The following is an 11,476-nucleotide window of genomic DNA, read 5'->3' on the forward strand; positions in this document are numbered from 1 at the left end:
GGTCATCTCACCTGTAGTGCACGCGCCGCTCGATGAAGCGGAACTGGAAGATGGTGAGCACGATGATGAGCAGCATCAGGATGATGCTCTGCGCGGCGGCGCCGGAATAATCGAGCCCTTTGAAGCCGTCCGAATAGATCTTGTAGACCATCAGATTGGTGGCGTTGGCAGGGCCGCCCGAGGTCATGATGTCGACGATGCCGAAGGAATCCTGGAAGCTCTCGGTGATGTTGATGACGAGCAGGAAGAAGATGGTCGGCGTGATCAACGGGAACTGAATGTCCCAGAAGCGCCTGATGACGCCGGACCCGTCCATAGCCGCCGCCTCGATCAGCGAGCGCGGTATGGCCTGGAACGCGGCGAGGAAGAAGATGAAGTTATAGCCGACATATTTCCACGAAAAGGCAACGATGATCGAAGCCATGGCATCAGCGCCGTCAAGGCCGGGATCCCAGAAGCCGGGCCAGACCTGGTTGACGACGGCCATGAAGCCGGCTTCCGGCGCCAGAATGAAGCGGAACGCCAGCGCCAGCGCGGGCGCGGCGATGCCGTAGGGCCATATCAGCACCACGCGGTAAAAGCGCGAGCCGGCAAGCTGGCGATCGGTGAGCGCGGCAAGAACGAGCGCGATGAACATCGCCAGGCCGGTGCTGATGCCGGCGAAGATGAGGCTGGCGCTGATCGAGTTCCAGTAGTCGGCGTTGGACAGGATCGAGCGGAAATTGTCGAGCCCGACCCAGATGTTGCCGCCTCCCCAGGGCTGCTGCAGCGTCAGCGACCAGTATACCGCCTGGCCGGCAGGCCAGTAGAAGAAGGTGAAGATCAAAAGCAGCTGCGGCACCGCGAAGAGGATGCCGATAGTCCACCTGCTGAAGGTAACGCGTTTTTCCATTGATCCGCCCAGGCCGTTGAACCGCCGGCCCGTTTTCCTGCATGAACTAGAGCATGGTCCCAAAAAGTGGGTACCGGTTTTTGGAAAAGATCATGCTCCAAAGAGGGCTAGATACGAAATGGCCGCCCGTCGATTCTTGGCGGGCGGCCATACCGGTATCCGGGGTCAGGGCAGAGTCTTGCCCGGATAGGTCTGCTGGAAGCGCTCAAGGATGGCGTCGCCGTTCTTGACCAGCGTGTCGATACCTTCCTGGACGCTGACCTTGTTGGCGAAGATCGCCTGCATCTGGGTGCCGAACTCGGCGCGGATCTGGGTGAAGTTGCCCAGACGGATGCCGCGGGTGACTTCGGTCGGCTCGGACGCCGTCAGGCTGGCGATTGCGGTTTCACGGCCCTTGTAAGGCGCCTTGTCGTAGAAGCCGGTGGACTTCATGTACTCGAAGCCCGACTTGGTCACCGGGATGTAGCCGGTGTTGGTCGACCAGAACAAAGCCGTCTTGGGGTCGTGGATGAAGTTCAGGAACGCGGCAGCGCCCTTGTATTCCGCATCCGACTTGCCCGACAGCACCCACAGCGAAGCGCCGCCGACGAGCGAATTCTTGCGCTCGGTGCCGGCATAGACCGGCAGTTCGGCGACATCCCAGTTCATGCCTTCTTTCTGCGTCTTGCCAACGGTGCCGTGGTCGCCGACCGAGGTCATGATGACCTGGCAGGTGCCGGTGGCGAAGGACTGGACCATATCCTGGCCGAGGTCCTTGGACTTGATCTTGATCAGGCCGGCGTCATACCACTTCTTCAGATCGGTGACGTACTGGACGAACTTGGTCTTGTTGACTTCCAGACGGGCGTCGAGGCCGTCATAGCCGTTGTTCTTGGTCGCGATTGGCTGGTTGTGCAGCGCCGAGAACTGCTCCATCAGCTGCCAGCTTTCATTGGCCGAGATGTTGATCGCCATCGGGCATTCATAGCCGGCGTCCTTCAGGGCCTTGAGGTCGGCGCCGACATCTTCCCAGGTCTTGGGCGCTTCGGTCTTGCCGATCTTGGCGAAGGCATCCTTGTTCCAGTACATCAGCGGGGTCGAGGAATTGAACGGGAACGAGAGCATCTCGCCCTTCGACGTCGCGTAGTAGCGGGCGATGCCGGGGAAATAGTCGGCGTAGTCGATCTTGTAGCCGTTTTCTTCCATCAGCTTGTCGGCTGGCTTGTAGGCGCCCGACAGCATCATGGTAGCGGTGCCGACATCATAGACCTGGACGATGGCGGGCTGCTTGCCGGCGCGGAAGGCGGCGATGGTGTTCTGCAGCGTCGCGTCGTAATTGCCCTGGCTGGTGCAGACGACTTCATAGTCGGCTTGCGAAGCGTTGAAGTTCTTGCACAGCGTATCGACGACGCGGGCGAGGTCGCCCGACAGGCCGAACCAGAAATCAAATTTGACCGGCTCCGCGGCAGCCGGCTGCGCCAGCGCGATGCTGAAGGCGCCGGCGGCAAGGGCGGCAAGGCCCTGCTTGAAGATCGACATGGATTTTATCCCTCTTGAGTGGCTGATGACATCAGGCTTTGCGCAAGTCCCTTGCCGCTCTCATAGAGAAGGTATGTGACAGTTCTGTTGTGCCCTTTCAGGCCTGTGGACAGCCAGTCTCTCCTCCTCGACGGCCACGCCGGCATGAAACCGTCACATCGGCGCTCTAGGTAGCTAGGGCGCCTCGGAACGGCGAAAAGCCCCGGCCGAAAGAATGATTATCCGGCTAATGTATCCTGCCAGATGAAGGGGCCAGATGAGGGGCTTGAGTGGAGAGACGAATGCTGGTCCAGCAATTGACGCATGTGCCCGTCGCCGACCGCCAGGCGATGTGCGAAGGCCCGCGCGACAGCGCCACCCATCTGCGTCATGCAGCTACCATTCCCGCGCTCGGCCAGATCGAGATCGGCGGCGCGGCGTCGCGCGATAAGGCCGGCGAGGCCCTGACCGTTGTGGCCTGGAATGTCGAGCGGCTTCGCCATGGTGATGCCATAGCGACAACGCTTGCCGCCCAGTCTCCCGACGTGGTGCTTATGTCCGAGGTCGACAACGGCATGGCGCGCTCCGGCAATGGCCATCCATTGCGGGCGCTGGCTGATCGGCTCGGCCACGCCTATGCCTATGGCGTCGAGTTCGTCGAACTCGGCGGCGGTAACGAGGCTGAGCACGCAAAAACTGGCGAAGTCGCCGACAGCGAAGGCTTCCACGGCAACGCCGTGACCAGCGTCGTGCCCTTGCAGCGGCCCTTTCTGGTGCGCCTCGACGCGGCCGGCGACTGGTTCCGGCCGGAGCGCGGCCAGCCGCGCATTGGCGGCCGCATGGCAATCGGCGGCCAGGTGCAGCTCGGCGACCGTCGGGTAACGGTCGTCTCGGTGCATCTCGAAAACCGCACCGATCCTGCCGGCAGGGCCGACCAGACCCGCCACCTCCTCGATGCCATCGACAGATACGATCCCGAGGCGCCGGTGCTGATCGGCGGCGACTTCAACACGCTGACCGCCACCCATGAGCAACGCAATAACGATCCTGCCGCATGGCTGGCGCGCATCGCGGCGGAGCCCGGCCGGCTGATCGACAACGTCGAACGCCACGAACCACTGTTCGCCGTCCTTGCCGGGCGCGGCTATGGCTGGCAGGCCGCCAACAATCTCGATTTGCCGACACAGAGGCGCGAGGCCGGCAATCCGGCACCGGTCGGCCGCATCGACTGGTTCTTCACCCGTGGCCTTGCGGCAAGCGCCCCTTCAGTTCTGCCCGCGGTGCTTCCGGATGGCCGCCCAAGCTCCGATCACGAAGCGCTGCTCGTGACCGTCCGCCTGGAATGAGAAAAGATCGCCGCAAGGTACAACCCGAAAAACCCGCTGTAGTTGTGACGCGCATAACCGATTCTTCAAGCGTCCCGCACTAATCAAGTCGTTGGCTTGATTGCTGCGGGAGAGCAGGTGGGGCGAGATGCTGACGGTCTATAATTGCATCGTGCACGAGCACGATCTGAGACTGGTCGCACTGGCAGCCCTTATTTGCGGTATTTCTTCCTTCTCGGCGGTCAATCTGCTTCGCCATGTCGACCGCTCAAGCGAGCGCAACCGCTATACCTGGCTGATGATATCAGCCACTTCCACCGGCTTCGGTATCTGGGCGACGCATTTCATCGCCATGCTTGCCTTTTCTCCGGGAATACCCAACGCGTACAATGCGGAACTGTCGGCGCTTTCGCTCGCCGCTTCCGTCGCCCTGACAGCCGCCGGCATGTGGATTGCCACTTTGCGCCGGGGTATCGACTACGCCTTGGTCGGCGGCGCGATCCTCGGTGCCGGCATCGCCGCCATGCACTATATCGGTATGGCCGCTTTCGAGGTCGAAGGACGCATTGTCTGGAACACGCTTCTGGTCGCCGTCTCGCTGCTGGCAGGCGTCACCCTTGCCGCGCTGGCGCTGCTGGTCGTGCTGCGGCGCCCGTCCATGCAGGCGACCATCGGCGCCGCCGTCCTGTTGACGCTGGCGATCTGCACCCTGCATTTCATCGCCATGGGCGCGGTGTCGATCTTCCCGGACTCCTCCATCGAGATATCGCGGTTCACGGTCGAGCCGGTGTCGCAGGCCTTCGCCGCCGCTGCAGTCAGCCTGGTGATCCTGGTACTTTCAGCCGCGGCACTGTGGATCGACCTGCGCTTCCGTCGTCACAAGCTCGAGGCCGAGCGTATGCACGGCCTCGCAAACGCCGCCGTCGAGGGCCTGATTGTCTGCGACGGCAACCGCATCGTCAGCGCCAATGACAGCATCGCCGCTCTCACCGGCATGGCACCGGAAGCGCTGAACGCGATGCTGCTCGGCGACCTTTTCGGCGAACGCACAGCGACCAGCATGTCCGACTGCAGCGGACAGGCACTGGAAGCCGAGTTGAGAAGCCATGACAGCACCGCCATCCCCGTCGAACTGATCGCCAGGAACATCGACTATTGCGGCAAGCGGCACAGCGTCGTTGCAGTACGCGACATCCGCGAACGCAAGAAGGCCGAGCAGGAGATCCTGCGCCTCGCCCACTTCGACCCGCTGACCGGGCTCCCCAACCGCCGCAGTTTCTCCGGCCGACTCGCGGCCGAAATTGCCGCAATGAACCGCAGCGGCAAGCGCGGGCATCTTGCGCTGCTGCTGCTCGACCTCGACCGCTTCAAGGAAGTGAACGACCTGTTCGGGCACGGCGCCGGCGATGCCATGCTGCAGAAGGTGGCGCTATGTGCCTCCGGCGCGCTCCGCCAGGGGCAGATGCTGGCGCGTCTCGGCGGCGACGAGTTCGCCATCATCGCCCCGAACCTTTCTGATCCGCAGGCGGCCGGCCGCATCGCCGAGGCGGTGCTGGCGGCCATGCGCGAGGAAAACCGGCTTTCGGTCGGCGGCGGGCTGGTGTCGGCCAGCATCGGCATTGCACTTTATCCGCTCGACGCCGACGAGCCGACAGCCCTGGTCAGCCACGCCGACACCGCGCTCTATCGCGCCAAGGCCGAAGGCAAGGACACCTACCGTTACTTCGAGGCCTCGATGGGCGCCGAGGCGCGCGACCGGCGCGTGATGGAGCACGAACTGCGCCAAGCCATAGCGCGCAATGAGTTTCGCCTCGTCTACCAGCCGCAAAAGGAGATCAGCAGCGGGCGCATGGTCGGGTTCGAGGCGCTGATCCGCTGGCGCCATCCGCAGCGCGGTGACGTGTCGCCGGTAACCTTCATCCCGGTGGCCGAAGACAGCGGCGTCATCATTCAGATCGGCGAATGGGTGCTGGCGACAGCCTGCGCCGAGGCTGCCCGCTGGAAGAGCCCTCTCACCGTCGCCGTCAATGTCTCGGCGGTGCAACTCCACAACCCGAATTTCAGCCGCAAGGTCCACGAGGTCCTCCTTGCCTCCGGGTTAGCGCCCGGCAGGCTCGAACTCGAGATCACCGAAACGGCGCTGGTCAAGGACATGCCGCGCGCGCTCGCCACCTTGCGGCAAGTCAAGGCGCTGGGCGTGCGTGTGGCGATGGACGATTTCGGCACCGGCTACTCCTCGCTGTCCAACCTTCGCGCCTTCCCCTTCGACAAGATCAAGATCGACGGCTCGTTCATCAAATCGGTCGACAGCAACGGCCAGGTGGCGGCCATCGTGCGCGCCGTGCTGGGGCTTGGCCGTGGTCTTGGCCTGCCGGTTCTGGCCGAGGGCGTCGAGACGCTGGACGAACTGAAATTCCTCGACGCCGAGGCCTGCGAGATTGGCCAGGGCTATTATCTTGGCCGGCCGAGCCCGATCGAGGCGTTCAGCGAACTGACCGGCGTCACTGCACCGCCAGCTGAGGACGACGCCACGATCAAACCGCGCGGCGGCAGCATCCTGATGCTCGAACCGGCGGCGGCGCTTCGCTCAGCCTAGAGCAATTTCAGGAAAAGTGTGAAACGGTTTTCTGTCCGAAATTGCGTCAAAACAAAGAGTTAGAGTGGGTGGCCGTTTCCGTGAAACGGTAACCCGTTCTAACGCGCGAGCGCGGCCTCGACGAGCCGCTTGGCATCCGGTCCCGACCATTCGGCCGGGCCATTCATATGGGCGACCAGGCAGCCTTCGCCGTCGATCAGCATGGTGACGGGAAGGCCGAGCGCCAGGCCGCGTGTCTTGACGTCGTTGAACAGCGCCAGCGTCGAATCGCGGTAGTAACCGAGCTTCTCGATGCCGATGTCGCTGAGGAATTTCTTCGGCTTCACATCGTCGCCGGCATCGACATTGACCGCGATCACCTCGAAGGCGTCGCTGCCCTTTTCCTTCTGCAGCGCATCGAGCGCCGGCATTTCGGCGCGGCAGGGCGCGCACCATGTCGCCCACAGATTGAGCAGCACCGTCTTGCCGGCATGGTCGGCGATCGTCATCGGCTTGCCGTCGGGACCGTTGAAGGCCAGGCTTTTCAGCGATTGCGGCGGATCGGCGGGCAACAATGCGGCAACCTGGCCCGTGGCCGCAGATGCAACCTTCTTGGCGCGGTCGCTCTTGGCGGCACAGGCGACGTCGTCCTTGCCGCCGCCGGCGGCAGCTTGCGCTGGCGCGCTGCCGGAGGCTGCGTTGTTGCCAGAACCGCTCTCGCTGACATATACCGCGACCGCGCCAGCCAGCACGCCTGCCACCAAAGCGGCAAGGATCAGGCGCGGGGCCGGGAAGTATCTATTGCCGTCTGCCATTATTCTAAAGCTGCTCCGGAGCACGGGTTATAGCGATGAGCGACAAGAAGGCCAGCAACCAGATGTGGGGCGGACGTTTTGCCTCGGGTCCGGCCGCCATCATGGAAGCGATCAACGCGTCGATCTCGTTCGACCGCAAACTCTATGCGCAGGACATAAGAGGTTCGATCGCCCATAGCGAGATGTTGGCGCAAACGGGCATTATTTCGGCGGCCGATCAAGAAAAAATCGCTCACGGCCTGAACACGATCCTGAAAGAGATCGAGGCCGGCACGTTCGAATTCTCGACCCGGCTGGAAGACATCCACATGAATGTCGAGGCCCGCCTCGCCGATCTGATCGGCTCGGCCGCTGGCCGCCTGCACACCGCCCGCTCGCGCAACGACCAGGTCGCGGTCGATCTCCGGCTTTGGGTCAAGGACGAGTGTTTCCGTGTCGCCGAGGCGCTGAAGGGTCTGATGTCAGCCTTCCTCGAGCGGGCCGAGGAGCATGCGGCAACCGTCATGCCGGGCTTCACCCACATGCAGGCAGCGCAGCCGGTAACCTTCGGCCACCACTGCATGGCCTATGTCGAGATGTTCTCGCGCGACCTTTCGCGCGTCCGCGACGCCATCGAGCGGATGGATGAAAGCCCCTTGGGCGCGGCAGCCCTTGCCGGCACCAGCTTTCCGATCGACCGCCACCAGACCGCAAAGGCGCTCGGCTTCCGCGAACCGATGCGCAATTCGCTGGACAGCGTTTCCGACCGCGATTTCGCGCTGGAGTTCCTGGGCCTGGCAGCGATCTGCGCTACGCATCTGTCTCGGCTCGCCGAAGAGATCATCATCTGGTCGACGCCGCAGTTCGGCTTCATCAGGCTATCGGATTCCTTCTCCACCGGCTCCTCGATCATGCCGCAGAAGAAGAACCCGGACGCCGCCGAACTCGTACGCGGCAAGACCGGCCGCGTCACCGGCCATCTGGTCGGCCTGCTGACGGTGATGAAGGGCATGCCGCTGACCTATGGCAAGGACATGCAGGAAGACAAGGAATCCGTTTTCGACGCCGCCGAAACGCTCGATCTGATGCTGGCGGCGATGACCGGTATGGTGCGCGACATGACGGTGAACGCCGCTGCCATGAAGAAGGCCGCCGGCTCCGGCCACGCGACCGCGACCGACCTTGCCGACTGGCTGGTGCGCACGCTCGGCCTGCCCTTCCGCGAGGCGCATCATATCACCGGCCGCGCGGTGGCGCTGGCTGAAGAGAAGAAGGTCAGCCTGGAGAAGCTTTCGCTGGAGGACCTGCAGTCGATCAACCCGGGCATCACCGAGGACATCTTCTCGGTGCTTGCGGTGCAGAATTCGGTCAAGAGCCGCACAAGCTTCGGCGGCACCGCGCCATCGGAAGTGCGCAAGCAGATCCGCGCCTGGAAAAAGCGCATCGCCAAGGCATGATGCCGGGGTGCAATGCACCGAAAACTCGGTTAAAAGCGGCAGCACGTGAAAAGTTTCGGACGGATGGATCGATGACCGCTAGCAGGATTTTGGTGACGATGACGCTGCTGACGGCCATGGTTGCCGTGACCGCCTGCGGCCGCAAGGCCGGTCTCGACACGCCCTATGAAGCGGCCGTCCAGGCCCGCAAGGACGCCGCGCGCGCCAAGCAGCCGGTGCCGCCTGAGCCGGAAAAACCGGTCGTGGACAAGAAGTTCATCCTCGACCCGCTGCTCTAGAGCCGACGAGACCGGCTTAGTTTATCTGGACCAGGTCTCTTGCTCCAACTTCCGGAAACACTCTCGTGAACCATTTCGACTACCGCGACGGCGTGCTCCATGCCGAGGACGTGGCGATACCAGACATCGCCGCAAGCGTCGGCACGCCGTTCTATTGTTATTCGACGGCAACGCTGACCCGGCATTTCCGCGTCTTTGCCGATGCCTTCGCCGGGCTCGACACGCTGGTCTGCTACGCCTTGAAGGCGAATTCCAACCAGGCGGTGCTGCGCACGCTGGCAAGGCTGGGAGCCGGCGCCGACACCGTCTCGGAAGGCGAAATGCGCCGCGCGCTTGCCGCGGGCATCCCGGCCAACAAGATCGTGTTTTCCGGTGTCGGCAAGACCGCGCGCGAAATGGATTTCGCGCTCGAGGCCGGCATTCTCTGCTTCAACGTCGAATCCGAGCCGGAGCTGGAATTGCTGTCGGCCCGCGCCACGGCACTCGGAAAGGTGGCGCCGGTCTCGCTGCGCATCAACCCGGATGTCGACGCCAGGACGCACAGGAAGATCTCCACCGGCAAGGCCGAGAACAAGTTCGGCATTCCGTGGCAAAGAGCGCGCCAGGTCTATGCCCGTGCCGCCGGCTTGCCGGGCATCAAGCCCATCGGCATCGACACCCATATCGGCAGCCAGATCACCGAGTTGCAGCCCTTTGACGACGCCTTCGCGCTTCTGGCGGAACTGGTCGGCGCGCTGCGCGCCGATGGCCACGCCGTCGAGCACGTCGATGTCGGCGGCGGCCTCGGCATCCCCTACCGCACCGACAACAGCCCGCCGCCTCTACCGGATGCCTATGCCGAGATCGTCAGGAAGCATCTGACAAAGCTTGGGGTGAAGGTGATGTTCGAGCCGGGCAGGCTGATCGTCGGCAATGCCGGCATACTGGTCTCGGAAGTGATCTTCGTGAAGGAAGGCGACGCCAAGAATTTCCTCGTCGTCGACGCCGCCATGAACGATCTGATCCGGCCGACCCTCTACGATGCCTTCCACGACATCAAGCCAGTGGTGCAGCCGCCGGCCGACACGCCGCGCATGGCGGTCGATGTCGTCGGCCCGGTTTGCGAGACCGGCGACTATCTCGGCCTCGATCGTGACCTGCCGCGGCTGAAGTCTGGCGATCTCATTGTCGTCTCCACGGCCGGCGCCTATGGCGCGGTGCAATCCGGCACCTACAACACAAGGCTTCTGGTGCCTGAGGTTCTCGTCGACGGTGACCGCTTTCATGTCGTGCGCCAGCGCCAGACCTATGACGAACTGATCGGCCTGGATTCAGTGCCCGACTGGCTCGCATAGAAGCCGCCGCGCCGGCTGCGCTATAGCCGGTTCTGGATGAGCATCCTTGTGTCGGCGATCTTGTCCTCGTCGCGGCGGTAGAACGTCCATTGCTTGATGCGCTTGGGGCGCAGCAGGCCGGCCTGGGTAAGCACGCGCATATGCTCGGAGAGCGTCGCCTGCGTAATGCCGAGCTTCTCTGCGATCAGTAGCGCGCAAACGCCGTCCTCGACCAGATCGCCGTCCGCCTGGGCCGGGAAATGCGCCCGCGGATCCTTCAGCCAGTCGAGGATCTGCAGTCTGCGTTCGTTGGCGATCGCCTTGAAGACATCAACCTCTTGCATTTAGCCATTTTGCCAAGTTACTAATTGCTGTCAATCCCAAGGAGATGGTCATGACCAACGGCAACAGCATCACGCGCGAACGCATTGCCGCGATGGAGCCGCGCATCCGTCCCTATGTCAGACACACGCCGGTGTTGCGCGTCGACATGGCCGATTTCGACCGGCCGCCGCTGGCGGTCGACCTCAAGCTCGAATGCCTGCAGCATTCCGGCTCGTTCAAGGCGCGCGGCGCCTTCACCAATCTGCTGGAACGGCCGGTGCCCGCGGCCGGCGTCGTCGCGGCGTCGGGCGGCAATCATGGCGCCGCTGTCGCCTATGCCGCCATGCGGCTCGGCCACAAGGCGACGATCTTCGTCCCCGAAGTCAGCCCGCCGGCCAAGCTTCAGCGCATCCGCGGCTACGGCGCCGAACTGATCGTCGGCGGCGCCCGCTATGCCGAGGCGCTCGCTGCCAGCGAGGCTTTTGCCGAAAAGACCGGCGCCTTGCAGATCCACGCCTTCAACCAGGAAGAAACACTCGTCGGCCAAGGCACGCTTGGCCTCGAAATCGAGCAAGACTTGCCTGAAATCGACACGCTGCTGGTCGCCGTCGGCGGTGGCGGCCTGATCGGTGGCATCGCCGCCTGGTTTGCCGGCCGCATCAGGATCGTCGCCATCGAACCCGAAGGCGCACCGACGCTGCATCGCGCCTTCGAGGCCGGCCACCCGGTCGATGCGCCCGCCGAAGGCGTTGCCGCCGATTCGCTGGCGCCCAAGCGCGTTGGCGAGATGATGTTTCCGATCGCCGAAGCCTTCGTCGAGCGCTCCATCCTGGTCACCGACGACGCCATCATCGCCGCGCAGAAGGCACTGTGGGAGCGGGTGCGGATAATCGCCGAGCCGGGCGGCGCCGCAGCCTTCGCAGCGCTATTGTCCGGCCGCTACACGCCGGCGCCGGGCGAACGGATCGCGGTCCTGGTCTGCGGCTCAAACACCGATCCGGCGAAATTCTGATTCTTGCTT

The 11,476-nt window shown here is 63.6% G+C and carries 10 protein-coding genes; 6 read left to right on the forward strand and 4 right to left on the reverse strand.

All coding sequences use genetic code 11. The features are described 5' to 3' along the window. Nucleotides 1-7: 7 nt before the first annotated feature. The gene (locus tag AC04SH_RS20010; RefSeq protein WP_142866426.1) at nt 8-892 is read right to left on the reverse strand and encodes a carbohydrate ABC transporter permease; all 885 of its coding nucleotides are present in this window, start codon (nt 890-892) and stop codon (nt 8-10) included. Between the two features lie 165 nt (nt 893-1,057). Beyond that, nucleotides 1,058-2,410 (reverse strand): extracellular solute-binding protein, encoded by a 1,353-nt coding sequence (locus AC04SH_RS20015; RefSeq protein ID WP_477236029.1) that lies wholly within the window; start codon nt 2,408-2,410, stop codon nt 1,058-1,060. 281 nt (nt 2,411-2,691) lie between these two features. Between AC04SH_RS20015 and AC04SH_RS20020 the strand changes: the two genes are divergently transcribed. Then, nucleotides 2,692-3,735, forward strand: a complete 1,044-nt coding sequence (locus AC04SH_RS20020) for an endonuclease/exonuclease/phosphatase family protein (RefSeq protein WP_488576336.1) — start codon at nt 2,692-2,694, stop codon at nt 3,733-3,735. Between the two features lie 127 nt (nt 3,736-3,862). Then, nucleotides 3,863-6,310 carry a bifunctional diguanylate cyclase/phosphodiesterase gene (locus AC04SH_RS20025; RefSeq protein WP_488576337.1) on the forward strand — a complete coding sequence of 816 codons (2,448 nt, stop codon included), beginning with the start codon at nt 3,863-3,865 and terminating at the stop codon, nt 6,308-6,310. Nucleotides 6,311-6,408: 98 nt separating this feature from the next. On the opposite strand, the gene tlpA is transcribed toward AC04SH_RS20025, so the two are convergent. Continuing rightward, nucleotides 6,409-7,104 carry a thiol:disulfide interchange protein TlpA gene (gene tlpA / locus AC04SH_RS20030; protein ID WP_477236023.1) on the reverse strand — a complete coding sequence of 232 codons (696 nt, stop codon included), beginning with the start codon at nt 7,102-7,104 and terminating at the stop codon, nt 6,409-6,411. A 35-nt stretch (nt 7,105-7,139) separates the two neighbouring features. On the opposite strand from tlpA, the gene argH reads away from it, so the two are divergent. From argH to lysA, 3 genes are all read left to right on the forward strand, one after another. Continuing rightward, nucleotides 7,140-8,540 carry an argininosuccinate lyase gene (gene argH / locus AC04SH_RS20035; RefSeq protein ID WP_488576338.1) on the forward strand — a complete coding sequence of 467 codons (1,401 nt, stop codon included), beginning with the start codon at nt 7,140-7,142 and terminating at the stop codon, nt 8,538-8,540. Nucleotides 8,541-8,611: 71 nt separating this feature from the next. Next, the gene (locus AC04SH_RS20040; protein ID WP_488576339.1) at nt 8,612-8,818 is read left to right on the forward strand and encodes a hypothetical protein; all 207 of its coding nucleotides are present in this window, start codon (nt 8,612-8,614) and stop codon (nt 8,816-8,818) included. Nucleotides 8,819-8,883: 65 nt separating this feature from the next. Further along, on the forward strand, nt 8,884-10,152 hold the full coding sequence (gene lysA, locus AC04SH_RS20045; RefSeq protein WP_488576340.1) for a diaminopimelate decarboxylase: 1,269 nt from the start codon (nt 8,884-8,886) through the stop codon (nt 10,150-10,152). 20 nt (nt 10,153-10,172) lie between these two features. Here the strand turns inward: lysA and AC04SH_RS20050 are convergent, their stop codons facing one another. Then, nucleotides 10,173-10,475 carry an ArsR/SmtB family transcription factor gene (locus tag AC04SH_RS20050; RefSeq protein WP_112562241.1) on the reverse strand — a complete coding sequence of 101 codons (303 nt, stop codon included), beginning with the start codon at nt 10,473-10,475 and terminating at the stop codon, nt 10,173-10,175. Nucleotides 10,476-10,525: 50 nt separating this feature from the next. Here AC04SH_RS20050 and AC04SH_RS20055 point away from each other — a divergent pair, with 50 nt between their 5' ends. After that, complete coding sequence (locus AC04SH_RS20055) at nt 10,526-11,467, forward strand: threonine/serine dehydratase (RefSeq protein WP_477236017.1); 942 nt, start codon at nt 10,526-10,528, stop codon at nt 11,465-11,467. The last annotated feature ends 9 nt before the right edge of the window (nt 11,468-11,476 follow it).

Source organism: Mesorhizobium sp. CNPSo 4688 (assembly GCF_057784295.1).

Excerpts from the sequence above, each read along its gene's own strand:
- tlpA (WP_477236023.1), bottom strand. The coding sequence starts at position 7,104 with ATGGCAGACGGCAATAGATACTTCCCGGCCCCGCGCCTGATCCTTGCC.
- AC04SH_RS20020 (WP_488576336.1), top strand. The coding sequence starts at position 2,692 with ATGCTGGTCCAGCAATTGACGCATGTGCCCGTCGCCGACCGCCAGGCG.
- AC04SH_RS20010 (WP_142866426.1), bottom strand. The coding sequence starts at position 892 with ATGGAAAAACGCGTTACCTTCAGCAGGTGGACTATCGGCATCCTCTTC.
- argH (WP_488576338.1), top strand. The coding sequence starts at position 7,140 with ATGAGCGACAAGAAGGCCAGCAACCAGATGTGGGGCGGACGTTTTGCC.
- AC04SH_RS20040 (WP_488576339.1), top strand. The coding sequence starts at position 8,612 with ATGACCGCTAGCAGGATTTTGGTGACGATGACGCTGCTGACGGCCATG.
- AC04SH_RS20050 (WP_112562241.1), bottom strand. The coding sequence starts at position 10,475 with ATGCAAGAGGTTGATGTCTTCAAGGCGATCGCCAACGAACGCAGACTG.
- AC04SH_RS20055 (WP_477236017.1), top strand. The coding sequence starts at position 10,526 with ATGACCAACGGCAACAGCATCACGCGCGAACGCATTGCCGCGATGGAG.
- AC04SH_RS20015 (WP_477236029.1), bottom strand. The coding sequence starts at position 2,410 with ATGTCGATCTTCAAGCAGGGCCTTGCCGCCCTTGCCGCCGGCGCCTTC.
- AC04SH_RS20025 (WP_488576337.1), top strand. The coding sequence starts at position 3,863 with ATGCTGACGGTCTATAATTGCATCGTGCACGAGCACGATCTGAGACTG.